The organism is Parabacteroides sp. KHUB-03 (genome assembly GCF_056640975.1).
This window is the reverse complement of the sequence record NZ_CM153257.1, coordinates 2287027-2313001: the sequence shown is the minus strand read 5'-3', so window position 1 is coordinate 2313001 and position 25975 is coordinate 2287027. Positions and strand designations below refer to the sequence as shown.

21 protein-coding genes and 1 pseudogene are annotated in these 25975 nt (G+C 38.1%); 11 read left to right on the top strand and 11 right to left on the bottom strand.

Translation table 11 applies throughout. The features are described from left to right. Nucleotides 1–20: 20 nt before the first annotated feature. From ACYIB7_RS09875 to ACYIB7_RS09855, 5 genes are all read left to right on the top strand, one after another. Complete coding sequence (locus tag ACYIB7_RS09875; protein ID WP_103982190.1) at nucleotides 21–1043, top strand: threonine aldolase family protein; 1023 nt, start codon at nucleotides 21–23, stop codon at nucleotides 1041–1043. A 118-nt stretch (nucleotides 1044–1161) separates the two neighbouring features. Further along, nucleotides 1162–3021, top strand: coding sequence for an endonuclease/exonuclease/phosphatase family protein (locus ACYIB7_RS09870; RefSeq protein ID WP_480336929.1), 1860 nt, complete (start codon nucleotides 1162–1164; stop codon nucleotides 3019–3021). Between the two features lie 11 nt (nucleotides 3022–3032). Then, a complete protein-coding gene (locus tag ACYIB7_RS09865) occupies nucleotides 3033–4406 on the top strand; it encodes a nucleobase:cation symporter-2 family protein (protein WP_103982188.1) in 1374 nt (457 codons plus the stop codon). Between the two features lie 7 nt (nucleotides 4407–4413). Further along, nucleotides 4414–4980, top strand: a complete 567-nt coding sequence (xpt, locus tag ACYIB7_RS09860) for a xanthine phosphoribosyltransferase (protein ID WP_103982187.1) — start codon at nucleotides 4414–4416, stop codon at nucleotides 4978–4980. Nucleotides 4981–4983: 3 nt separating this feature from the next. Then, on the top strand, nucleotides 4984–6525 hold the full coding sequence (locus ACYIB7_RS09855; protein ID WP_480336926.1) for a serine hydrolase domain-containing protein: 1542 nt from the start codon (nucleotides 4984–4986) through the stop codon (nucleotides 6523–6525). A gap of 43 nt (nucleotides 6526–6568) precedes the next feature. On the opposite strand, the pseudogene ACYIB7_RS09850 reads toward ACYIB7_RS09855, so the two are convergent. Then, nucleotides 6569–6892, bottom strand: a pseudogene (locus ACYIB7_RS09850) (succinate--CoA ligase subunit alpha); the annotation flags it as partial. A 103-nt stretch (nucleotides 6893–6995) separates the two neighbouring features. Between ACYIB7_RS09850 and ACYIB7_RS09845 the strand changes: the two are divergent. Further along, nucleotides 6996–7772, top strand: coding sequence for an SGNH/GDSL hydrolase family protein (locus ACYIB7_RS09845; protein ID WP_103982185.1), 777 nt, complete (start codon nucleotides 6996–6998; stop codon nucleotides 7770–7772). 101 nt (nucleotides 7773–7873) lie between these two features. Here ACYIB7_RS09845 and ACYIB7_RS09840 read toward each other — a convergent pair whose 3' ends face one another. Then, nucleotides 7874–9016, bottom strand: a complete 1143-nt coding sequence (locus tag ACYIB7_RS09840) for a glycerate kinase family protein (protein ID WP_103982184.1) — start codon at nucleotides 9014–9016, stop codon at nucleotides 7874–7876. Between the two features lie 263 nt (nucleotides 9017–9279). On the opposite strand from ACYIB7_RS09840, the gene ACYIB7_RS09835 reads away from it, so the two are divergent. Next, nucleotides 9280–10245: an Acg family FMN-binding oxidoreductase gene (locus tag ACYIB7_RS09835; RefSeq protein WP_103982183.1), complete on the top strand. Its 966-nt coding sequence runs from the start codon at nucleotides 9280–9282 to the stop codon at nucleotides 10243–10245. Nucleotides 10246–10368: 123 nt separating this feature from the next. After that, the gene (locus tag ACYIB7_RS09830) at nucleotides 10369–10968 is read left to right on the top strand and encodes a recombinase family protein (protein ID WP_103982182.1); all 600 of its coding nucleotides are present in this window, start codon (nucleotides 10369–10371) and stop codon (nucleotides 10966–10968) included. Here ACYIB7_RS09830 and corA read toward each other — a convergent pair whose 3' ends face one another. From corA to ACYIB7_RS09815, 3 genes are read right to left on the bottom strand one after another with little or no spacing between them, the layout of a single operon-like run. After that, nucleotides 10969–12045: a magnesium/cobalt transporter CorA gene (gene corA / locus ACYIB7_RS09825; protein ID WP_480336923.1), complete on the bottom strand. Its 1077-nt coding sequence runs from the start codon at nucleotides 12043–12045 to the stop codon at nucleotides 10969–10971. Nucleotides 12046–12058: 13 nt separating this feature from the next. Next, nucleotides 12059–14527 carry an endonuclease MutS2 gene (locus ACYIB7_RS09820; protein WP_103982180.1) on the bottom strand — a complete coding sequence of 823 codons (2469 nt, stop codon included), beginning with the start codon at nucleotides 14525–14527 and terminating at the stop codon, nucleotides 12059–12061. 14 nt (nucleotides 14528–14541) lie between these two features. After that, nucleotides 14542–15966, bottom strand: a complete 1425-nt coding sequence (locus tag ACYIB7_RS09815) for a DUF4136 domain-containing protein (protein ID WP_480336921.1) — start codon at nucleotides 15964–15966, stop codon at nucleotides 14542–14544. Nucleotides 15967–16172: 206 nt separating this feature from the next. Here ACYIB7_RS09815 and ACYIB7_RS09810 point away from each other — a divergent pair, with 206 nt between their 5' ends. The 3 genes from ACYIB7_RS09810 to ACYIB7_RS09800 all read left to right on the top strand — a co-directional run bounded on the left by ACYIB7_RS09810 (nucleotide 16173) and on the right by ACYIB7_RS09800 (nucleotide 21236). After that, nucleotides 16173–16766, top strand: coding sequence for a nucleotide exchange factor GrpE (locus tag ACYIB7_RS09810; RefSeq protein WP_099465128.1), 594 nt, complete (start codon nucleotides 16173–16175; stop codon nucleotides 16764–16766). A 29-nt stretch (nucleotides 16767–16795) separates the two neighbouring features. Beyond that, nucleotides 16796–17953 (top strand): molecular chaperone DnaJ, encoded by a 1158-nt coding sequence (gene dnaJ, locus ACYIB7_RS09805; protein WP_103982178.1) that lies wholly within the window; start codon nucleotides 16796–16798, stop codon nucleotides 17951–17953. Between the two features lie 376 nt (nucleotides 17954–18329). Next, nucleotides 18330–21236 carry a PD-(D/E)XK nuclease family protein gene (locus ACYIB7_RS09800; protein WP_103982177.1) on the top strand — a complete coding sequence of 969 codons (2907 nt, stop codon included), beginning with the start codon at nucleotides 18330–18332 and terminating at the stop codon, nucleotides 21234–21236. A 1-nt stretch (nucleotide 21237) separates the two neighbouring features. Here the strand turns inward: ACYIB7_RS09800 and ACYIB7_RS09795 are convergent, their stop codons facing one another. The 6 genes from ACYIB7_RS09795 to ACYIB7_RS09770 form a co-directional block, all read right to left on the bottom strand. Beyond that, nucleotides 21238–21966 carry a porin family protein gene (locus ACYIB7_RS09795; protein WP_103982176.1) on the bottom strand — a complete coding sequence of 243 codons (729 nt, stop codon included), beginning with the start codon at nucleotides 21964–21966 and terminating at the stop codon, nucleotides 21238–21240. A gap of 4 nt (nucleotides 21967–21970) precedes the next feature. After that, nucleotides 21971–22537, bottom strand: coding sequence for a flavin reductase family protein (locus ACYIB7_RS09790; RefSeq protein ID WP_103982175.1), 567 nt, complete (start codon nucleotides 22535–22537; stop codon nucleotides 21971–21973). Then, entirely contained in the window at nucleotides 22534–22998 is a 465-nt protein-coding gene (gene pyrI, locus ACYIB7_RS09785) for an aspartate carbamoyltransferase regulatory subunit (RefSeq protein WP_099465133.1), read from the bottom strand. Before pyrI ends, ACYIB7_RS09790 begins: the two co-directional genes overlap by 4 nt. A 6-nt stretch (nucleotides 22999–23004) precedes the next feature. Beyond that, complete coding sequence (pyrB, locus tag ACYIB7_RS09780; RefSeq protein ID WP_099465134.1) at nucleotides 23005–23925, bottom strand: aspartate carbamoyltransferase; 921 nt, start codon at nucleotides 23923–23925, stop codon at nucleotides 23005–23007. Nucleotides 23926–23996: 71 nt separating this feature from the next. Continuing rightward, entirely contained in the window at nucleotides 23997–24623 is a 627-nt protein-coding gene (locus tag ACYIB7_RS09775; protein ID WP_480336918.1) for an RloB domain-containing protein, read from the bottom strand. Next, complete coding sequence (locus ACYIB7_RS09770; protein ID WP_103982173.1) at nucleotides 24623–25942, bottom strand: AAA family ATPase; 1320 nt, start codon at nucleotides 25940–25942, stop codon at nucleotides 24623–24625. Before ACYIB7_RS09770 ends, ACYIB7_RS09775 begins: the two co-directional genes overlap by 1 nt. Between the last annotated feature and the right edge of the window lie 33 nt (nucleotides 25943–25975).

The following is a 25975-nucleotide window of genomic DNA, read 5'->3' as shown; positions in this document are numbered from 1 at the left end:
TGGTGCAAAATTGGAATAAGATGAGAAGTTTTGCAAGTGATAATAATTCAGGAGTGCATCCTTTAGTTATGGATGCTGTAGTAAATGCAAATGATAATCATGCTATAGGTTATGGCGATGATCCATGGACCACTGACGCAGTTAATAAAATTAAAAGTGTGTTTGGAGAAGTAGCATCTCCTTTTTTCGTTTTTAATGGAACAGGAGCGAACTCAATAGCTCTGCAGGCCGTTACTCGTCCATTTAACAGTATTATATGTGCTGAGACGGCACATATAAATGTAGATGAATGTGGTGCTCCTGCACGAATGACAGGGTGTGCTGTTGTAACAATTTCTACACCGGATGGAAAATTGACACCAGAGTTAATAAAGCCTCGGTTACACAATTTTGGTGTCTGTCATCATTCTCAACCGAAGGCAGTTTATATATCTCAGGTTTCAGAATTGGGAACCGTCTATACGATAGAAGAAGTTAAGGCTATCGCCGATTTGCTTCATTCTAATAGTATGTATTTGCATATGGATGGAGCGCGTTTAGCTAATGCCTGTGCCTATTTGAAGTGTTCGATGAAGCAATTGACAGTTGATGCAGGTGTGGATATTTTAAGTTTTGGCGGCACTAAGAATGGGATGATGATGGGGGAAGCTGTTGTTTCTTTCCGCCCTGAAATAACCGAAAATTTACAATATTATAGGAAACAGTCTGCACAACTGGCTTCCAAACTTCGTTATTTGTCAGCTCAATTTATTCCGTATTTAGAGAATAATTTGTGGTTGGAAAATGCATTGAGAGCAAATATCAGTGCAGGTAAATTGGCTGAAATACTGAAGCAATATCCCCAGGTTAAGTTTACTCAGAAGATAGAATCTAATCAATTGTTTTTTACAATACCTTCCGAAGCTTTGAAAAAATTGCAAGAGGAATATTTCTTTTATATGTGGAATGAAGAGATAAATGAAGTTCGCCTTGTGACATCGTGGGATACAACGGGAGAAGATATAGCTCATTTTGAACAAGTATTAAAAGAAATATTTGCATAACTGAATATAGAGGTTTGTTTTTTGATTATTTAATTATCCTGATTGAAAGACTTGTTGTGCAGTCTGCCTAAATGATATTTTTTGTATTTTTGTTCCAAATACATAGAAGGGGGACATTATGAAAAATTTGATTTTGTGGGCTGCAACTGTTTTATTGTTGTTACCTGTCAGTGAAACCTTGTTGGCTGGGAATAACCAACAGGAAAGAAACACATTGCGTATCATGAGTTACAATATACGTAATGGAAAAGGTATGGATAATGTAACAAATTATCAGCGTATAGCAGATGTAATAAACCGGATGAAACCGGACGTGGTTGCAGTGCAGGAAGTTGATAGTGTGACAGGGCGCAGTGGACAAACAAATGTTCTTCAGGAATTATCAGAACGTACATTGATGTTCCGGACTTTTGCTCCCGCTATTGATTATAACGGAGGCAAGTATGGGATTGGTGTGTTAAGTAAAGAAAAACCTGTTAGTGTCCAACGTTTTCCGCTTCCCGGCAGGGAAGAAGCCCGGGCATTACTCGTTGTGGAATTTGAAAAGTATATATTTTGTTGTACGCATCTGTCTCTTACACCTGCTGATCAAGAACTTTCATTACCTATAATTCGTAAAGTTGCACAAGAATCCAATAAACCTTTTTTTATCGCCGGTGATTGGAATGCAACAGCAGCATCATCTTTACTGGCTGACATCCAGAAAGATTTTACAATTATAACAAACCCGAAGCAACCTACTTTTCCTGCAGATGAGCCAGATAGCTGTTTGGATTATATCGCTGCATATAAAACGGAAAATCTTCCATTTACCCGTTTGTCTTGTTTTGTTTGTAATGAACCGGTAGCTTCGGATCATCGTCCGGTTATTGCTGATATTGTATTTAAATCAAATAAAGAAGACATATTTTTGTCTGCTCCTTATTTGCAAAATCCGCTAGAGGGAGGTATTACGGTTATGTGGCAGACTACAGTACCGTGTTATAGTTGGGTAGAATATGGTACAGATACATTGAATCTGAAACGTGCACGTACTTTGGTTGACGGGCAGGTTATATGTAATGATTTGCATAATAAAATACGGCTGGAGAATATACAGGCCGGCCAGAAATATTATTATCGTGTTTGTTCTCAGGAAATAATGCTTTATCAGGCCTATAAAAAAGAGTTTGGAGAAACAGCGGTGTCTCCTTTCTATTCCTTTACTTTGCCAAAAGCTGACGATACTGATTTTACAATGTTGGTATTTAATGATTTACATAAAAATGTCTCAACATTGGATGCTTTGTATGAACAGGTAAAAAATATACCTTATAGCTTTGTGGTTTTTAATGGTGATTGCGTTGCAGAATCGCATACGGAAGAAGAGGCTTTGTCATTCTTAACATACCTGAATGAAAAGGTGAATGCCAGTCAGGTACCTGTTTTTTATATTCGCGGTAATCATGAAATTCGAGATGCCTTTTCAATCGGGTTACGCAGCTTGTTTGATTATGTTGGCGATAAAACCTATGGCGCGTTTAATTGGGGTGACAGCCGTTTCGTGATGTTGGATTGTGGTGAAGATAAACCGGATACGACATGGGTTTATTATGGATTGAATGATTTTACGAGGTTACGACAGGAACAGCTTGGATTTCTAACTAATGAACTTAAAAGCAAGGCGTTTAAGAAAGCTTCGAAGAAAGTTTTATTAGGGCATGTTCCTCTTTATGGAAACGGAGATAAATATCAACCTTGTACTGAAATTTGGGGTGAAATATTGGCTAAAGCTCCGTTTGATGTCAATATCAGTGCACATACCCATCGTTATGTATATCATCCTAAAGGGTCGATAGGTAATAATTTCCCCGTAATTGTGGGAGGAAGCAATCACTCTGATGGTGCAACTGTCATGGTGTTGAGAAAGAATGGCAAAAATATGACTTTGCAGGTATTAAATGTAAAAGGAGAAACGTTACTTGATATAAAACTATAAGAGTCCCGGAAATGAATATGAATAATGAGGAGCAATTCGTTGAGGCCATACAACCTGTACAAGAGACTGATCTTATATATGGAATAGATGATCGTCCTCCTCTGAAGGAAACTCTATTTGCTGCTATACAGCATTTACTGGCTATTTTTGTAGCAATTATAACCCCGCCTCTTATTATTGGCGGGGCTTTAAAGTTGGATTTGGAGACAACAGGTTTCTTGGTTTCTATGGCTCTTTTTGCATCCGGTGTGTCAACTTTCGTACAATGCAGACGTATTGGAGGTGTGGGGGCCGGGCTTTTATGTATACAAGGAACCAGCTTCTCTTTTATTGGCCCTATAATTGCCACAGGGATGATTGGTGGTTTACCTATGATTTTTGGAGCATGCCTGGCTGCAGCTCCGGTTGAAATGATAATTAGCCGTACATTTAAATATATGCGTAATATAATAACACCTTTAGTATCGGGTATTGTTGTATTGTTAATCGGGCTTAGCTTGGTAAAAGTCGGTGTGGTAGCTTGTGGGGGTGGATATGCGGCCATGGACAATGGTACTTTTGGAAGTATTCGCAATATAGGTGTTGCTGCAATTGTATTATTTAGTGTGCTATTCTTTAATCGTTGTAAAAATAAATATTTAAGAATGAGTTCAATCGTTCTTGGATTATGTATTGGTTATGGATTAGCTTTTGCTTTGGGTATGGTAGATACTTCAGCTGTTCTTGGACAATCCCAGATGGGCTTTAATATTCCGGTACCGTTTAAGTACGGTATTGAATTTAGTATTTCTTCTGTTATTGCGATAGGTTTAGTCTATTTGATTACGGCGATAGAAGCAACGGGTGATATAACGGCCAATTCTATGATATCCGGTAAACCTATAGAGGGAAAAGAGTATTTGAAACGGATTTCCGGAGGCGTGTTTGCTGATGGTATGAATTCTTTTATTGCAGCCATATTTAACTCTTTTCCTAATTCCATCTTTGCGCAGAATAATGGAATAATTCAGCTAACAGGTGTTGCCAGTCGTTATGTAGGCTATTATATAGCAGGAATATTGATCTTGTTGGGACTTTTCCCTATAGTAGGCACTGTTTTTTCATTAATGCCGGATCCTGTATTGGGAGGTGCTACATTATTAATGTTCGGAACGGTTGCTGCTGCAGGCATTCGTATTATTGCGGCTCAAGAAATAAACAGAAAAGCAACCTTAGTATTAGCTGTCAGCTTATCATTGGGGTTAGGTGTGGAGTTAATGCCTGATATTCTTAAAACAGCTCCGGAAACCATTAAAGGTATATTTTCTTCCGGAATAACAACCGGAGGATTAACAGCCATTTTTGCAAATATATTTATTAGAGTAAAGGAAGAAAAAATAAAATAGAAGCCTTATGGATTTACTTAAACAACGTATTTTACAAGATGGAAGGTGCTATCCAGGCGGAATTCTCAAAGTGGATAGTTTTATTAATCATCAGATGGATCCGATGTTAATGTATAAGATTGCTGAAGAGTTTATCCGTCGTTTTAAGGGAACAGAAATAAATAAAATAGTAACAATAGAAGCTAGTGGCATAGCTCCGGCTATTATGGTTGGCTATATTATGCAATTGCCTGTTGTTTTTGTGAAAAAGAAAAAACCAAAAACAATGGATAATATGCTTTCAACAACGGTCCATTCGTTTACGAAAGACCGGGATTACAGTGTTTGTATTAGTAACAGTTTCCTGACTCCGGCAGATAACGTCCTTTTTATTGATGATTTTCTTGCTTTTGGAAATGCTGCTATAGGAATGGTTGAACTGGTTCGTCAGGCAGGAGCAAAGATCTCCGGTATGGGATTTATTATAGAAAAAGCATTTCAGGATGGAGGAAAAACATTGCGTAATATGGGAATTCATGTTGAAAGCTTAGCTATTATAGAGAATTTGGACAATTGTAAGATTAGTGTTCGATAAATTATGAAAACCTGTTTAATATCTATGCTATTAGGAATACAGCTTTTATGCCCTTCTGTATGGGCAAAAAACATAAAAGCTGATGGTCTGCAACGTAGTACGCCTGAAGCTGAAGGCATATCTTCTTCGGCAATTCTTCAATATATTGATGCTGTAGAGAAGAAAAATTTAGGCATGCATAGTTTTATGCTGCTCCGTCACGGAAAGGTTATTGCTGAAGGCTGGTGGAAACCTTATCAACCGGAATTAAGACATATTGTACATTCTGTCAGCAAAATGTTTGTATCAACCGCTGTTGGTTTTGCTATCGATGAAAAACTGATGACTTTAGATGATAAGGTGATGTGTTTTTTTCCGGAATATTTACCGGATACAATCACTCCCTACCTCGAACAATTGACAATCAGACATCTTCTTACCATGTCGGCAGGTAATGAACCTGCTCCCGTATTTACTTCTGCAGACGGAAACTGGGTGAAGGCGTTTCTGGCAACGCCGCTTGTAAATAAACCGGGCAGCAAATTTGTATATAGTTCATATGCGACTTATATGGTTTCTGCTATTTTACAAAGAGTTACAGGGCTGCCTGTCCGTGACTATTTAAGGCCTCGTTTATTCGAGCCTTTAGGTATTTATGCTGTTTTATGGGAAGAAAGTCCTGCTGGTATTAATTGCGGAGGATGGGGGTTAAGGTTGAAAACTTCCGATTTGGCTAAACTGGGGCAATTGTATTTGCAAAGAGGTAAATGGCAGGGAAAGCAACTCCTTTCTGCATCCTGGATAGAAGAGGCAACAACTTCTCATATTAGCCCGCAACCGGATTTATCCCCCGATAAATGTACAGCAAATGATTGGGCACAAGGGTATGGTTATTATATATGGAGATGTTGTAATAATGCGTTTCGTGCAGACGGGTCCTCCGGACAATATATAATAGTAATGCCTGATCAGGATATGGTAATGGCTATTACTTCCGAATCTCCGGATATGAAGGAAGAACTAAATCTGGTATGGAAATATTTTCTTCCTGCTGTGAAAGATAAAAAACTCCCGAATGATAAGGACGCATATAATGCTTTGATGTCGAAGATGGCTACTCTTAGCTTGCCTATGCCTTTTGATAAAACTACTCTGCTAGATGATAAAACAGTGGTGCGTCATTATTCGGTAGAGCCAAATGAGCTACATATCAATCATATTTCTGTTAAGGTTGCAGATGATAAATGTTTTATGACATTGGTGACAGACGATGCTTCACACGAATTTGTTTGTGGTAACGGTCAATGGATTTATGATAAAACAGAGCGTAAAAGCCCTTATTTTGTTTCTTTGCGGCATAATTCTTCGGGTTTGTCTCCGTTTGATATAGCCGGATGTTTTGCCTGGAAAAATAAAAATGTATTGCAGATAAGGTTACTGTATTTGGAAGACAATACTTTTGAAACATTTTCTATTTCTGATGATGGAGAAGAAGCTACAGTTACATTATATAGAACTTCTGATACGAAACTGCCGGATGTCAGAATGAAAGCTCATATAGAATAGATGAATTTCAAATCCGTTTGATTCAACAAACGGATTTGAAATTTTAGCGGGTTGATTTTTGATGAAGCCCGGCTTTTAATAAAGCGGGAATTTCAGATGGTTCATTTGCTATTTTGATGCCGGCAACTTGCAGTGTTGCAATTTTTTCGGTTGCCGACCCCGATCCTCCTGAAATGATAGCTCCGGCATGTCCCATCTGCTTGCCAGGAGGAGCAGACTGACCGGCAATAAATGCTACGACAGGTTTGGTAACAGAATCTCGGATATACTGAGCAGCCAATTCTTCGGCATTTCCGCCTGTTTCGTCTATCATTGCTATAGTTTCGGTTTGCGGGTCGTTTTGCAGCATTTCAAGTAATTCGCGGAAATTTTTTATATGAAACAAATATTTTATTTCAACGGTTGAGCGATATGCCGTATTATTATTGTATTTGGAAGTTCAGACTAAATAAAATACATTTGTCTTCATTATGAAACGAACGGATTTGATTTTAGTATTGTTGCTTTTTTGCCTGGTTTCCGGTCAAATAATCGCAAATACAGGAGAAAAAAAAGTACTTAATATTGTTTTTATCGGCAACAGTATAACATATGGTGCGGGTTTGTCTGATCCTAAGCATGATGCTCCTCCTGTAAAAGCTGCCATGTATTTGGAAAAACAACCGGGGATTGCGTCTGTAAAGTTTGCAAATATGGGTGTCAGCGGTTGTACGACGGTTGATTATTTGCCGGAAACGGGAACATTGTTTTCGGGCATGCAGAAAGTTGCTGATAAATTTAAAGATGATAAAGGCTCAATGATGATCTTTTCTATTATGTTAGGCACTAACGATAGTGCCGTAAAAGGTACAAATGGTTGTCCTGTTTCTCCAGAGCAATATCAGGTTAATATGCGAAAAATTATTGATAGGTTGCTGGTTCTTTATCCTTCTTGCATAGTAGTTGTGAATCGCCCGGTATGGTACAGCCCAAATACCTATAACGGCGCTATGTATTTACAGGAAGGCCTGGAACGGCTTCAAGCGTATTATCCAGAGTTGAGGAGGTTGGTTTCTTATTACAGTGAAATAAATCCGGGACGTGTATATCTGGGAGATACACTTGGTTTCGATTATTTTAAAAAACATGCTGAGGAGGAATTACAAAAAGAGCAAGGCAATGCCGGAATCTTTCTTTTGCATCCTAACCAAAAGGGGGCTCTATCATTAGGTGAGTTGTGGGGAAAGGCTATATATAGTATTATATAAGAATTTTTTCAGGATAAGTTCGGCCCCGGACATATTATCAGTGACACAACGTCTGCAGGCAAATTTTTGAAGAAGAATTGTTGCCTTTGTTGTTACCGGATTTAAGTAGTGAACGGATAAATGAATCTGCATAGCTGGCTAACCAAGTTTGTAATGTTCTCTTTTGCATAGTTAGCATCCATTGCTTTTTCTAAAGTAATAGGAGCAGGGGTGATAGAAAATATGCCCTGAAATCCGGCTTTGCTGATTTCTTCTGCATTTTCGACACTTCCGGCTATAACGACAACCGGAATGTTTTGTTTCTGTGCTTCGCTTAAAATACCTGAAGGAACTTTCCCCATAATGGTTTGTTTGTCTACTTTACCTTCGCCGGTGATGATGATATCTGCATTTTTAATGTGGTTACTGAAATCGAGTGTTTCCAATAAAAGCTGTATGCCGGGCTTGAGTGTTGCGTCTAAAAAGGCCAGAAAGCCTCCGCCCATTCCTCCTGCGGCTCCGGTACCAGGTATCATTGTTATGTCTTTGCCTGTAGTGGAAAGGATTACATTTGCAAGAGAATACATGCCTTTATCCAGCAATTGTATCATAGTAGGGTCGGCCCCTTTTTGGCTGGCAAAAATGCAGGCAGCCCCGTTTGGCCCGCAAAATGGATTATGGACATCGCATGCTATGGTAAAGTGTGAATTTTTCAGATCCGGGTGTACATGCGACATATCGATTATAGCAACCTTATCCATTATTCTGCCTCCGGCTCCCAGGATATTATTTTCATTATCGAGAAAACGGAATCCCAACGCTTGCAGCATGCCAAGTCCGGCATCGTTCGTGGCACTTCCTCCTATGCCTATAATAAATTGCCGGCATCCTTTGTTTAAAGCGTCTTTAATCAGTTCGCCTGTCCCATAGCTTGTAGTAATCATAGGATTCCTTTTTTCGGAAGGAATAAGTGGCAGGCCGCTAATGGTCGCCATTTCGATAAATGCCGTTTTGCCATCACCGGATATGCCATATTGTGTTTCAATTATTTCCATTAACGGGTTGTGGGCTGTTAACCGGATGTATTTTCCACGGGCTGCAGACATTAGGATATTTAATATACCTTCGCCTCCATCGGCAATAGGCAATTGTATAACTTCACATGCAGGATAAACACGTTTCACTCCTTCTGCAGCAGCCTTTCCGGTTTCAAAAGAACTGAGGCAACCTTTAAATGAATCGATAGCAATGACAACTTTTTTCATGTACGATGAACCGGTGTTTGTATTAGATTTCAAATGTAGTAAATATTCTTGTTCTGGTAGATGAACTCATAGTTATGATTTTTTTGATTCATAGTAATGATTTTGAAAAATCATTACTATGAGTTCTTTTTTTGTTAAATGCAATTGTAGCGATTCTGGTTTGTAAATGTTATCTTTGTCTTAGTGGGTATTCCTTGTAGGTCTCAACATTTGCAGGTAAGGAAAATTGGGATAAATATCTCATTAAAGAAAGGAGAATAATTATGAAACGCAATGATTTGTTATTTATGATAGAACAGGCTGTGAAAGCACCTTCGGGGCATAATACGCAGCCGTGGCTGTTTCGTTTACTTGAAAATGAAGACAAAGTAGAATTATATCCAAATGCAGATAAGGAGCTGAAAGTGGTGGATACGGATAGGAGGGAATTATTCATTTCTTTGGGATGTGCTGTTGAAAATTTGTCTTTGGCAGCTTCTTCGAAAGGATATTCTTTGGATGTAAGTATTACGGAAGATGGAGTTATTACGGTGCAATTTACCTTTTCCGACTCTGTAAAGGAGCATGCTTTATTTAAACAGATAGGAGAACGGCAGACAAACAGAAGTGTGTACAATGGATCGGTTTTAAAAGAAAGCCTTATTTATTCATTGCAGGAGATTGGGAAAGTAGATAATGCAAATGTATATATGTGGTTGAATGGTAGTCCTGAATTTTGTGTGATAGCCGATTATGTTTTGAGAGGAAATGAGATTCAAATGAAGAGTAAAGAGTTTAAGAAAGAACTGTCCGATTGGATCAGGTATAATAGGTCGCATACGTTGCAAACCCGGGATGGGTTGAGTTATGAGGCTTTTGGAGCGCCCGATTTTCCCAGGTGGATGTCTGAATTGATCATGAAGAGTTTCCTGAATCCTTTTATGCAGAATAAAGGCGATAAGAAAAAAATACAGTCTTCTTCTCATTTTATTTTATTTACAACCCGGAATGATTCGGTCGTTGACTGGATAAATTTAGGTCGCACATTAGAACGGTTCCTTCTGGAATTGACGAGCCGGGGTATTGCTTATGCATTTCTTAATCAACCATGTGAAGTGAAGCCCCTTTCGGTTGGTATGGCACGGTCTTTATTATTGGAAAAAGAATATCCTGCCATATTGATACGGATTGGGTATGGTAAGAAAATGCCTTATTCTTTGCGAAAACCGATAGATGATGTTCTTATATAACGTTTGATTGGATTTGACTGTAAAGTTTAAATATAGAAATGCAGATGACTCCATATCTTTTTGTATCTTCACCAACAAAATCTAATATATTATTGTTCTTTAATTCATTAAAGAGGTATTTTTATGGTGATAGCGTATTTAAGTGTAGGAACGGACAGAAATCATTTGGATATTCAGCGTGATATAATAACCAAATTTGTTGCTACAAAAGATAATTTGCAAGTTGATAAATGGATAACTGATGTAACAGGAGAGAAAGCAAAACAAATGGGGCAGAATCTTAAAGATACATTAGACCGCGTGAACGAAGGTGATATATTGATCGTATCAGATATTACGCGTCTTAGCCGCTCTGTTTTCGAAATGATGGAGATATTGTCTTTGTGTCTGACGAAAAAAGTTTCTCTTTGGTGTATTGAAGACCGTTATATATTTGATTCGAGCATGGATAGTAAAAAGATGGTCGAGGCTTTTAAACTGACCGAATCTATTGACCATGCTTTGATATCTATGCGTACAAAGGACTCACTTATCGAGTTGAAACATGCGGGGAAAAAACTGGGCCGTCCGAAAGGTTCTGAGTCTAAGCAGCTTTTTTTAGATGCTAGCAAAGAAGAAATTATCAGCATGTTTGAACGTGGCGAAACGGTGACTTCCATCTGTAAGTATTATAATGTATCTAAGAATACATTCTATAAATTCAAGAAGAACTACGGATTGTAATTAATACCAGTCTTTTTTCTTCATGTAGAGCCAGGTGATGACTCCGCATATTACCATAACAGACCATGCTATAATATAACCGTACCTCCAATCCAACTCAGGCATGAATTTGAAATTCATGCCCCAAACACCTACCAGGAATGTAAGTGGAATGAATAGGGTAGATACAATGGTGAGCCGTTTCATAATTGCATTCATGCGCAAATCATTGTTGGATATGTAAAGATCCACTAATGATGAAATGATCTCCCTGCAACTTTCCGAAGACTGTATGATGAATGATAGTTGATCTGCCAGATCATTGTAAACCGGAAGTATATCAGAGCTGATAATTCCATTTTCACTGCGTAGTAATTTGGAAAACTGTTCTTTTAATGGTTGGCTGTTTTTTCGGATAATCATGTATTCATGCCGGCGTTGCTGGATAAGTGAACCCATGTTTTCCTGGCTGTTTTTTATATCCAGCAAAGTTTCTTCTATATCTTCCAGCATTTCTTCCACTTTCGTTACACTTTCGACAATGTTTGCAATTATTGTATTTAACAGGAATGCCAATAATAATCCGCTACCTTTTTTGCGAATACTAAGCATATTGGACTCGAGAGCTTTATAAGTGGCTTCAAATACTGGATTACTGCTTTCTGTAAAAGTTATTACCGTATCTCCGGCTACCAGGATACTGATATGTTCGGTTCTTATTTCTGTGTTAGCGTCGTAGTAACACGAATTCAGAATGATAAGCAAACGGCTTTCATATTCTTCTATCTTCACTACATGTTGAGGGGTCAGGATATCTTTAGCGTCCAGATTATGCAAACCAAAGTCTTGTACAATGCGGGTGATGGCTTCTGCATCTGTTAATCCGCTAACCTGAAACCAATTCATATAGTTAGTGTCAACTAATTTGTTGAAAGTATCCGTTGTTTTGATTTCACGCGTATGTATGGTCGTTTCATTATATTGTGTGAGACGGATGCCGGTTACTGTTTCGTGTTCGCCGACATAGAAATACTTGTCTGATAAATTTCTATTTGACATGCGTCTTCTTTTGTGCGAATTTGCCTCTTTCCGTCTCATATATTATCTGCTTTTATTCTAGTTCTACTACGGTAATACCGGCTCCGCCGAATTGCACATGCTCATCCTGGAAATGGTGCACTCCGGGTACTGTACGCAAATAGTCCCGTATTAATTGCCGTAATATTCCGGTTCCTGTTCCATGCAGGATACGGACACGGCCGACGCCAACCTGAATAGCATCGTCAATGAAATACGTTACTGTTTGCAAAGCTTCATCACCCCTCATACCTCGAACATCTATTTCCTGCTTAAAGTTCAATTTCTTTTCGTGCATATGGTCGGACGTCTGGTTGCTGACAAAGGTGCTTTTCTGGATTTCACGCTTGATTTGTCCTTTGCTAACTTTTTCCAGCTGTTCTAGCTTTACAGTGCTTTTTATCATACCGAAGGCCACAACTGCTTGTTTGCCTTGTAATTCCATAACAGTTCCAGCCGATACTTGCCCTTTTAAACGAACGTTGTCGCCAACTTCTATTATGTCTTTATTAAATGCAGGTTGGCTTGTCGTTTTTTGCTTTTGTTTTTTTCGTTCATTGCGTTCTTGAAGTTTAGCCATTTTGCGGGCTATCTTCCCGTCCTCCTCTTCGGTAGTTTGTATAGAGGTTTTAAATTCTTCCAAAGCTTTTCGTGCCAGCTTTGTCTGTTCCTTTTCGGCTTGTGCTTCTTTTATTTCGCGAATTGTATTTTCAATTCTTGCATTAGCCTCGGAAAGAATACGTTCGGCAGCGTTTTTTGCCTCTCGCATGATTTCTTTCCGCTGTTTGTTTACAGCTTCCAGGTCTTGTTCGTAACGGGCAGTTATTTCTTCCAGCTTTTTCTCCCGCTGACGTATATTTTGCCGTTTGCTTTCCCAGTATCGTTTGTCACGGACAATATCTTGCAAATATTTATCCATGTCGATATAGTCTGATCCTACTTTTTCGGAAGCATCGGCTATGACGTCTTCCGGTAGCCCTATCTTTCTGGCAATTTCGATAGCGAACGAGCTTCCCGGATTGCCAATGGAAAGTTTAAATAAAGGTTGCATCATGTGACGGTCATACAACATGGCTCCATTTACAACACCTTCCGTATCTTTTGCAAAATGTTTCAGATTTTGATAGTGGGTCGTAATTACTCCGAAGCTTTTGTTACGGTTGAAACGGTCTAATAGGGATTCTGCAATTGCTCCACCGATCTGAGGTTCCGTTCCGCTGCCAAATTCGTCAATCAGAATGATTGTCTTTTCGTTGCAATTCTTTACGAAATATTTCATGTTTGTAAGGTGGGAACTGTAAGTACTCAAGTCATTTTCAATACTTTGTTCATCACCTATATCAATAAAAATATGTGAGAAGATTCCGGTTCGCGAACTTTCATGTATCGGAATCAGCAATCCGCATTGTAGCATGTACTGTAGTAAACCTACGGTTTTCAGGCAGACTGATTTGCCTCCTGCATTCGGTCCGGATATAATTAAAATACGCTTTATTTCATCCAGGTAAATATCCAGAGGAACGACTTGTTTCCCTTGTTTCTGCAGTGATAAATAGAGCAAAGGATGTTTTGCCTGAGCCCAATCAAGTTGTTGCTTATCTTCTAAAATAGGCTTGATTGCGTTTATCTGGTTGGCAAAGAGTGCTTTTGCGCGGATGAAGTCTATTTCTGCCAGAAATTCGTAAGATTGTAGTATGTCTGATGCTATCGGACGGACTGTATTGGTAAATTCCGTTAGAATACGGATGATTTCCCGTTTTTCATCTCCTTCCAGTTCCCTGATACGGTTATTGGCTTCTACAACTACTTCCGGTTCGATAAAGACTGTTTTTCCACTGGCTGATTCGTCATGCACAATTCCTTTTATTTTTCGCTTAAAAGCTGGAGCTACAGGAATCATCAGGCGGCCATCCCGCATGGTGGGAGTTACATCTTTATCTACAACCCCTTCTGATTGTGCGGAGCGAAGTATGGATTGCAAGCTTCGTGAGATACCACTCATTGTTGAAGTGATGTCTTTGCGTATTTGAGCCAGTGTGGGGGATGCATTGTCTTTTACTTTTCCGAACTTATCTAATATTGTGTCTATTTTTCCTATCAGTTGAGGAAAAACTAAAATATCGCCGGCTAACTCTGTAAGTGCCGGATATTTTATCTCTTCGTCGTTTGTGGGGCGGAAAAAACTGACAATATCATTGATTGTTTGCAAAGATCGTTTAAGATCAAACAGTTCTTTTTCGTCCAACCAGGTTCCTTCCGGGCGTATCCGTTTTAAAGAGTGGCGTACGTCAAAGAAATAATTGGCTGGAAATTCATCTTCACCGTTTATGATTTTGAGAAATTCCTCAGTTTGTTGTAATCGTTCGGTTACGGTTTTATAATTTGCCGAGAATTCCATTTCGGCAACCCGCTCTTCACCGAGCGGGCTAAGGCATTTGTCTGTAATTAAGTGACGGATTTTATCAAACCCTGTCTTCTGTTCAAAATTTTGTGGATATATCACGTGTTTGAATTCATTTATTTAATCTCTACCGTCGATTCTGTTCGGATGGTAGGACGGATAATAACTTCCAGTTTGGTTTTACCTCGTTTTATATAAAACGTGCAGGTGTTGAGCCCTGACAGATTAATATAAGGTGCAAAATTGTATAAATAAGAGAATGCTCCCAGATAGTTGGGGTTCTGTATTTCATCTGCTATTTGCGGATATTTGAATGTATCCCATAGCATACAACGCGTGAAACCGTTTGCATCGGTAAACCGAGTTTTTGGATCACGAAATGGCATCGTGTTCGTTATGAATTTTTTATATGCGGAAGAAAATTCTTCTGCAGAATGATCCATTTTGTTACGGCCTATTTTCTCAATTATGTCTTTCGGACGAAGTCCGGCTGCATAAGCGGGAGAATTGCGGTTTACATCACTGATCAATTCCAGGCGATCTATATCATAACTGATACCTGTATAATTATATGATTTATTATTGACACCGAATTTTACATTGTGGGTATATTTTATGTATGGATATTGCATGCACATTAAAGGAACATGAATTTGGGCATATGTATCCAATCGATAGGAATTTTCCAGTAGTTCGTTTGCTTCACATTCCCATAATACACGCCCGGGGATGTCTTTCTGGTCTATCAGGCGGAATCCGAATTGCAGCAAATATTCGGCTTCGGATTCATTTGCAGAACCATTCAGAAATGGAAACTTTTCCATTTTGTTGAGTGAATAATTATAACGGTAAGTAGGTTCCTTGTTTACTAATACTTTGTTTGCACCTTTGTAATTTGGGTTTTTATCAAAGAAATAGAATGTTTGTATCAGTATGTCCGGTTGCTTATTATCGAGAGTCATGCCTTTTTTTGTAAATTCTTTTTCGATAGATTCATTGATTGCCGTTTCTAATTTATGGTTGTTCTGATCAATCGGAGCGAATGCAAAAGTTTTAAACCTGGCGAAGTTCACAGAATCTGGAGTCACAATCGTTTTGAAAGGACATGTAAATTCACGGTCGCTGGTTGTTTCCAGACTATACATGGCAAAAGCCGAAGCCAATTGATCTTCTGTTATAGAATTACTTTTTTTACATTCTTTTTTTACGATAGCTTGCTTGAATGGCGTAGAAAGATTACTGATTGTTAACACTACGTCGTTCTTTTCGGCAGGATTAAGTAATTGGCTGATTTCGTTTGCCGAAAGGTCAATAACACGAATTCCGTCAATTTCTTCTATAATATCGCTTTGACTAATACCGGCTTGTTCGGCAGGCGTGTATGGAATAACACTTTTAATAACCGGCTTTCCTTTTCCCCAGTTATTGTTTGTACTTATATCGTATGTGAAACCTAAACGACAAACTACTCCGTTACGGTTTTGTGCAAAACCTATAAGAAAAGCAAATAACAACAATGCTGACAGAATCGCTCTCTTCATAATATCTAAAATTCTTATGTTTTTATTTTAAGCCTAAATATATGCAAAGGTAAAGATTTTTTCTTATATAGAATAGTTGGCAATATATTTGATGCTATTCTGGTGAAAGACAGTATGGACGGCATTATCTGCATGCTTTGAAAAAGTAGGTGTATAATGGTGTATATTGCTTACAATTAGATAGTAATAAAAAAATAAAATAAATTATGAGCAAGATGAATCCTAACGGGAAGAAAGAAACTTCTCCGAAAAATGAACAGATGGCAAATGAGGATGCGACAAATTTGCAGGATGAACAGACAAATGCGACAGAAGAAACTGACGCTTCTGCCAAAGTGTCGGATGAATTGAATGCGCTAAAAAGAAAATATGATGAGTTAAATGACTCGCATTTGCGTTTGATGGCTGAGTTTGACAATTATCGTAAACGTACTTTGCGTGAAAAATCGGAACTTATAAAAAATGGAGGTGAAAAGGCCATAATAGAGCTTCTTCCTGTAATTGATGATTTTGAACGTGCACTGCAAAATATTCATAAGTCAGAAGAGGCGAATGACATAAAGGCTATTGTGGATGGTGTTGAACTGATTTATAATAAATTTGTGTCATATTTGTCGCAACAAGGTGTAAAAGCAATAGAAGCTGTTGGAAAACCTTTTGATACGGAAATGTTCGAAGCTATCGCTACTATTCCTGCCCCTGACACTGAAATGAAAGGTAAAGTGTTGGATTGTGTACAAACAGGATATACATTGAACGACAAAGTGATTCGTCATGCAAAGGTCGTAGTAGGTGAATAAGCAAAAAGAAGCAAATAACAAATACTAAGATGGCTAAAAGAGATTATTATGAAGTGTTGGGCATTGATAAAAATGCATCGGCAGAAGAAATAAAGAAAGCATACCGCAAGAAGGCTATACAGTTCCATCCCGATAAGAATCCGGGGGACAAGCAGGCGGAAGAAAATTTTAAAGAAGCTGCAGAAGCCTATGATGTATTGAGTGATCCTCAGAAACGTCAACGTTACGATCAGTTTGGTCATGCCGGGGTAGGAGGTGCTTCACAAGGAGGTGGCTTTGGGGGCGGTATGTCAATGGAAGATATATTCTCTCAGTTTGGCGATATCTTTGGTGGTCATTTTGGCGGTTTTGGCGGATTTAGTGGCTTTGGAGGAAACACACGCGGCGGACGACGCGTAAATCGTGGCTCGGATTTGCGTGTAAAAGTGAAGTTGAATTTGAAGGAAATAGCCAACGGCGTTGAGAAAAAAATTAAGGTCAAGAAATACGTTTCTTGTAATAAATGTCATGGCAATGGAGCAGACGGTGACGATGGCTCAACTACATGTTCAACATGTAAGGGTAGTGGGGTTGTAACGCGTATAGCCAATACAATTTTGGGACAAATGCAAACACAATCTACATGTCCTACATGTGGTGGAGAAGGTAAGGTAATTACTAAGAAATGCCCTGAGTGTAATGGTGAAGGTATTGTACGTGATGAAGAGGTCATTACTATAAACATTCCGGCAGGTGTTGCTGAAGGTATGCAGCTTTCCATGAATGGAAAAGGAAATGCGGCACGTCATGGGGGTATTAATGGCGATTTGTTGATTCTTATAGAAGAGGAAGAGCATCCTGAACTGATTCGTGACGAAAATGATTTGCTATACAATCTGTTGTTAAGTGTTCCTCAGGCTGCTTTGGGAGGAACGGTTGAAGTGCCTACGATTGACGGTAAAGCGAAAGTTAAGATTGAACCGGGTACGCAACCAGGTAAAGTGCTTCGTCTGCGTAATAAAGGATTGCCTTCTGTTAATAGCTATGGCACAGGTGATTTGTTGGTGAATGTGAGTGTGTATATTCCGGAATCTTTGTCGTCTTCCGAAAAAGATATGTTGACGGGATTGGAGAATTCTCCTAATTTCCAACCGAATAAATCCATGAAAGAAAAAATATTCAGCCGGTTCAGAAATTTATTTGATTAATGTTTATTTGATAATATGGTATGGAGGACAGCTTGCAGATTTCTGCAAGCTGTTTTTTTATGATTGAAAACATGTTTTATAACACAGTGTAGTTAAATCAGGTTAAATTGACGAGAAATCCAAATAAATATTAGTGTTGCACAGCATAAAATTCATATCTTTACACTGTGTTTTTCATGGTATTAGATTTAAGGTTAACAATGAGATTGGTTGTCCGTGAGGATGACCTTTTCTTTTATATGAGCTTTCTGAAATAGGAAATATTTGCGTACGTTTGTATAGCCGATAAAAATATCCTTTTCGGAAGAAATACCAGTTCCTTTCGAGAGAATTTATATTTTCATTCGGAAGGAATTTTTTTGAACCCAGTAAAAGTATGAAACCATTCTTATATCAGATAGCGGAACTTTTCTATCAAGAATGTGGGGCGGATGTGAGCCGTTTAGCATTTGTATTTCCAAATCGTCGTGCAGGACTCTTTTTTCAGAAGTATCTTTCTGAAGTGGCTGAAAAGCCGTTGTTCTCACCAACTATTCTTACAATCAATGATTTATTTGTTCAGTTAAGCGGTAAGCAGTCTGCCGATCGTATTGATATGCTTTTTACTTTATATGATATATATATTAAGCAGAGTGGCTCTACTGAAACGTTCGATGAATTTTTTTATTGGGGCGAAATGTTACTGAACGATTTTGATGATATAGATAAATATATGGCTGATGCCCGCATGCTTTTTACTAACCTGACCGATCTGAAAGAAATAGAAGATGGTTTTTCTTTTTTAAGTGAAGAGCAGATTGCTGCTATACAAACTTTCTGGTCTTCATTTTATCCCAAAAGTGATACTCCCAATCAACAGAGTTTTCTGGCCGTTTGGCAAATCCTTTATGGGCTATATGCAGAATTACGGAAAACATTGGATGCTGAAGGAAAAGGCTATGAAGGCATGATATTCCGTGAAGTTGTGGAACAGTTGGAAAAAGGACAAGCCTATGACTTACCTTATGATAAAGTCGTTTTTATCGGTCTGAATGCATTGTCGGTAGCTGAAGAGCATTTTTTGTTGCAGTTGCAAAAAATGGGTATTGCCGATTTTTATTGGGATTATGCTTCCGATAAAGTAACAGATCCTGATAATAAGGCTTCCTATTTTGTTGAGCGGAATCTGAAAAACTTTCCTTCTCAATTGGCAGTTGATGTAAATAAGTGGACAGACGGTAATACTACGGGGTCAAAAACTATAGAAGTGATAGGAATACCTTCCGGTATAGGCCAGGCCAAACATGTTTATTCATTATTGGAGGATTTATGCAAGCAACAAGAGTTGAGTGCGGAAAAAGCGTTGCGAACCGCGATAATTTTACCGGACGAAAATTTGTTGATTCCGGTATTGAATGCTATTCCTGAACAAATACGCCGTATTAATGTAACAATGGGTTATCCGTTGGCAGGAACTCCAGTGGCTTCTCTAATGGAATATATTCTGGCTTTACAAAAGAACGTACGGTATGTAGACGGACGACCTGCGTTTTATTTTAGGGATGTACTGCCTGTTTTGAACCATCGTTATGTAACCACAATAAATCCGGATATAATAACTGTTTTGGTAAAAGATATTACTGAAAATAATAAGATATATATTTATCAAGAGGAACTGAATAAAACACATTTATTAAATATCTTATTTATTCCGGTTACTGGTGTATATGAGTTTTCAGATTACTTAATCCGGGTACTTCAGGAACTTAATAAGATGATTAATCCGAAGGAGGAAAATGAAGATGGTGAAAACGAAATTAGTTGCCAACGGTCTGCCGATATAGAACAAGAGTTCCTGTTTCATTATTTTACCACAGTCAACCGCATGAAAGAAGTTATGTTGGAAGCTGGCATAAATATGAAAATTGATACTTATTTCCGTCTTTTGAAGCGGATGACGGATATGATAACTATTCCTTTTCAGGGTGAACCGCTTTCGGGCCTGCAGATTATGGGGGTGCTGGAAACACGTGCTTTGGATTTTGACCGTCTGATTATCCTTTCGATGAATGAAGGTGTTTTTCCACTCCGTAAGGCGGCTAATTCGTTTATTCCTTATAATCTCAGACGTGGTTTTGGATTGCCTACTTATGAACACCAAGATAGTGTTTGGGCTTACCATTTTTATCGTCTTATTTATAGAGCCAGCCACGTGAGTCTTTTGTATGATACACGAAGTAATGGTTTGCAGACTGGAGAGGTAAGCCGTTTTGTCCATCAGTTGCGCTATCATTATGAGATGCCGTTGGCTCAAAAAATTGTAGTGTATAACGTATCCTCTTCTAAAACTCCGCCTCTGGAAGTAAAGAAAAATGAGGAAGTGATGAAGCAATTGGATGAGTTCTGTTTTGGAGGTAATAAGGCTATTTCTGCCAGTACTATTAATACATATTTAGATTGTCCTCTTAAATTTTATTTTTCAGTGATTGAAGGCGTGGAAGAAGAAGAGGAAGTGAATGAAACTATTGAAAGCAGTATGTTCGGCCGTATTCTGCATAAAGTGATGGAAGAGTTATACCAGCCGTTCTGTGGTAAAATGGTGACAGCCGATTTATTAAAGTTGATACGGAAAGACACTGTAATGTTGACTGGTGTTATTGCCCGTGCCTTTGCTGAAGAATTCTTTAAGACCGATGTAATTCGTCCGCTTACGGGACAAAACTTTCTGATCGGAGAAATGATTCGTAAATATGCGGAAAAGATATTGGAACAGGACGGTAAGCTAACGCCTTTCTTGTATTTGGAATCAGAGAAAAAGATTAATCACCAGATTATGCTTCCGAAATGCAAGAAAGAAATTCGCTTAAAGGGATTTATTGACCGGATCGATCAGGTGGGTGATACGGTTCGTATTATCGATTACAAAACAGGTTCAGGGCTTTCAGCTTTCGGCAGTATGGAGAGTCTTTTTGATAAAACGGAAAAGGAACGTCCTAAAGCAATCATGCAGGTGTTTATGTATGCTTGGATGTATAGCCATGCCAAAGATAGAAAAGGTATGTTGGTTAAGCCGGGCATTTATTATATGCGTACGCTTTTTACTCCGGCGTTTGACCCTTCTGTCTATTCCCGTTCGGGACGTGAAAAACTTCCGGTGAATGATTTTATTGAATATATCGGAACTTTTGAGAAAGGATTGTATGATTGCCTGGATGAAATGTTTGATCCTAAAGTACCATTTAGTCAAACTCCTATAGAGAAAGCATGTATATATTGCCCATTTAAAGGAATCTGCGGGAAATAAATCAGAAAAGGAAACCTAATGAGAAACTCATAACATTGGTACGTTTGTCTATCCGGATGTTGTTCTTTTCGGAAGGAGCTATAGGGGCTTTGTCTTTAAAGTCCGATTCTACCTCATTCAGACCAAACTCGTAAGCAAAGTCAAAGAAAAGCCGTCCGATGCTTACTCCCAGTCCGGCTGAGAGATTGATGCCGAAAGGAGTACTGTCACTAATATATTCATGTGGCGATGCATTGGCAAAATTGGATGTGTAAGCCACTTTGTAGTTGTATTTGAGTTTTGGACCTAGCATTAAACTTAGTCCGTAAGGACCTTCTTTTACAAAATTATATCCTACCAAAATGGGAAGTTCCAGGGAGCTGGTTTTCATATTCAGGTCATTTTTCGGATCAATAACGTTAATGTCCGGTACTCCATTTGTTATATCTTCTTCAGGAATATTAAAGTGGATTTCGCCTTCCGAACGGTGCCAGGCAAGACTGGGCTGTAAGAAAAAGCGTTCAATGTTGACACGGCAAAAAACGGCTGCTATATATCCTACCTTATATTCTACACGTATATCCGTAGCTTCAACACCATATACAGAAAGAGAGTTGACAATCGGAAACGTAGCATTGAATCCTACTTTGCCGCCAAAGTTAAAAGCTTTATCTTTCAGGTATAAAAGATTTTCGGCTTTACCCGGCAAACAAAGCAGGAAAAAAGCAAACAGAAGGTAGATTTTTTTCATAGCTCTATTTTTTCTTTTGTACAGACCAACCGAATTTACCCACAAAATCACCTAACCCATAATATTTTCCGTGTGAATAAGCTAATATGTCAGCCATTTGTAAATTAAAAGCTTTGGTTTCGGGGTCCAGGTATTTATCATCTGCCAGCACATTTACTACATCGGCAATAAACATGTCGTGGCTACCTAAAGCAACCACCTCTTTCACCCTACATTCTATACACAAAGGCGATTCTTCTATAATGGGTGCGTTTACAATAGAAGCTTTTCCCGGAGTAAGATTCATTTCTTCAAATTTGTGATGGTCTTTTCCTGAGTTTACGCCACACCAGTCGGTTGCGTACGCCAGATCCCGAGTCGTCAGATTGATTACAAATTCCATATTCTTTTTCAGGATAGGGTATGAATATCTTTCCGGACGAACGGATATATAACACATCGGAGGGTTGGTACAAATTGTGCCAACCCATGATACGGTTATAATATTGTATTCGGATGGATTATTTCCGCAACTTACCATTACGGCAGGTAACGGATAAATCATTGTTCCCGGTTTCCAATCGTGTTTCATTTGATTATAATGTCTTCTTTGTTAATCTTACGTTCGCAATAACGGCATTTGATGGTACCTTTTTCTTTGTCAATAACGCTGAAACGTGAAAGCATCGGCTCATTATTGGTGATACATTTCGGATTGTTACATTTCACTAACCCAACCAGTTCGTCGGGAAGAGTAACAGTCTTCTTTTCTACAACCTCATAATCGCGGATAATGTTTAATATAACATTAGGAGCAATCAAGGCAATACGGTTAATTTCATCCTCTTCAAAGAATTTATTGGCGATTTTTATTACGCCTTTACATCCCATTTTGCTGCTGTGAAAATTATTTCCGATTGTGATTGTATTATTCATTTTTTCTAATCCCAGAAGTGATGCCACTTTAAAAAGCTGGCTGGGAGGAATATGATCTATGGCCGTGCCGTTTTCAAGTGCGGCAACCAGCAATTCTCTTTTCTTTTCTGTTGACATAGCTAATTAATTTTCGATTGGAATATTAAGTACTTCACAAATGATAGCCTGACGTGCAAATAAACCGTTGCGTGCTTGCTGGATATAATAAGCTTTCGGATTATCGTCTACGTCATAAGCTATTTCGTTTACCCGGGGAAGAGGGTGAAGTATGCGAAGATTTTCGCGACTGTTTTTCAGCATGTCGTTACGTAAGATATACACATTCTTTACGCGTTCATATTCTTCCAAATCGGTAAAACGTTCGCGTTGTACACGAGTCATATATAAAATATCAGTCTGGTTGATTATCTCTTCCGTGAAGTCCGTATGTTCATAATACTTAATGCCGTGTTTGTCACAGAAATTTTTTTGTTCATCCGGCATTTTAAGCTCTTTTGGAGCGATGAAATGGAAGGTAGGATTGAAATGGGACATTCCTACAATCAAAGAATGCACGGTTCGTCCATACTTCAGGTCGCCTACCATTGTGATGGTCAGATTATCCAGACGGCCTTGTGTTTTAAGGATGGAATATAGATCCAGCATTGTTTGTGACGGATGTTGATTGGCTCCGTCTCCGGCATTGATAATCGGGATGTTTGTTACTTCCGATGCATAACGTGCTGCTCCTTCCAAATGATGTCTCATGATGATAAGGTCTACGTAATTGCTTACCATCAGGATGGTATCTTTTAATGTCTCTCCTTTGGACGAACTGGTAGTAGAGGCATCCTGGAATCCGATTACGCGTCCTCCGAGACGGTTTACTGCTGTTTCAAAGCTCAATCGTGTACGTGTAGAGGGTTCGAAGAACAGAGTTGCTGCTACTTTTCCTTCCAGCAACTTACGATTCGGATTTTCCTCAAACTTTCTGGCATTATCCAGTATACGAAGAATGTCCTCTTTAGAACATTGATCGATAGAAACTAAACTTTTACTCTTCATAGATTGTGTATATCTGTCTTGTGTATGCAAATGTATAAAAAAAGCGGAGACTGGCTTGCCTCCGCTTTATTTTATTTCTTATTTAAAATACTGAAAAGCTTATATATTTCGGCCTTCCCTTTTTCCATATCGTAAATATTTATGTCACCCAGTTGTTTGGCATTGGTTATTGCCTTTTCCAAAAAGGGTTGAAGTTTTGTGTAAATATCCTTGTTCTTCTGCTTATAGAATTTCTCCGTTTTCTCATAACCATCAAGTATGGTGTTTTTGAATTCTTTTTCTAAGTCATTGTAACAGGTATAATATTTACTAGTGTTTTTTATATGCAAAAGATACCAGTATTCAAGGCATGGTACATTAATAAGTATATGTACATTTTCATGCTTTTTCAAAAGTTCCATATATTCTCTGAACTCTGATATTTTTGTTTTTTCTCCTTTGGGAGTTTCGCAAGTTTCTTTCAGAATGACATCGAAGTCAATAACCCAGATGATACTCAGATAATTATTGAGGTTTTCTTCTATAGTTTGAAATTGTTCTTTTAAGGTTCTTTTTTTGCATAATTCAGGATCTACCTTGAAGTTTTTCAATGAATTCTTTTCTTTATACAAATCGAGATACCATTTTTCTGTTTTTCCGTCTATAACGATCAGGTGTATCTGTTTTCCATCCCTTTTAGTTCTCTTGGCTCTTTCCATCATTCTTCAAGTTCAATGTAATAATCACCCAAATTCGGTGTTGCTCCTAACTTTCCTATCTTGTATGCATTATATACGGAACTTGTATTCCGGATTACCGAAGTATTGAAGTCATCTAATGAATACAAATCTGTACTGCTGTCCTCTTTTCTTTCGGTGAACCAGATCATGTCATTCCTGAAGATGTCTTTTTCTAAAAGGAATTCCCGGAAGTGGGTAGTAAGTATTAACTGTGAGTGTTTGCTGTTTGTTAAGAATGTTAATAGAAAATACTTTAACAAATCCGGATGAAGTGAAGATTCTACTTCGTCTATTGGCAGAATCTTATTCTTTCGTATTAATAAATCCAGTAAACCGCAAAACTGATAATACCGTTGTGTTCCTGCAGATTCTTGCTCATATTTTAAGCTATATGAGTCGTTGCCGATATGATGTTGAAGAAGTATTCTTTTTTCTTTTACCGGATATGTTTTTTTTGTTTCATCCAATGTGTCTTCTTCATTTTTTATATCCGAAAGTAGAAATAACTGCCTTAATACATCTTGGTTTAATATTCGCGTAGTTTCTTCTATAAGAATATCGGAAATATTGAAATCGGCTTTTTTCAGTAAAGAAACAACGTTGTTTTTATTTATTTCTTTTGTTTCAATTCTGCTTGATATATAACTGAATAAATTTGTTTTTGGTGTTATAATAGGTAATAAGTTATCTTTGAACCAACGGGTTACTTCATGTAACTCATTAAAGTCTATATTCGTTTTTTGGAAGCCTCCCAATACGGTGTTATTCCATAAAGTATTTGCTTCCAATGAATTTAAAAATTCTTTTTTTAATGATATTTTGTTTCCCAGTGAAATGCTGGTCAGTTGTTTTTCTAGATTGGTTGCTCTTTCGTAAACTAAAGACTTACTGGGGTTATATATATATAATTTTTCACTGATGACAGCATACTTCGTCAATTGAATCTCGTACAGATATTTTACTTTATTCTGTATAAACTCCAATGCGAAAGAAGTTGGCTGCGAAGAACTGGTATTATCAAGAAGAAACGGTTCAAAGTTGAATTTACTATCTTTCTTGTCAAGAGGCTTTAAAATAGTTCTACGTAAGAAATTGAGTGATTTTAGTATTGTTGTCTTGCCCGATGCATTTGCACCGTAGATCAATCCTAGCTTTAATAACCTGATAGATTTTCCGTTACTGAGTTCAACCGGTATGACATAATATTCTTCCAGATCTTTTGAATTGGTTGCTTCGAAAGATAAACAGATGGTGTCTTTTATAGAACCATAATTCTGAATGCTGAAATTTACGATCATATTTATTCCGGATTTGCTATTACTTGGCAAATA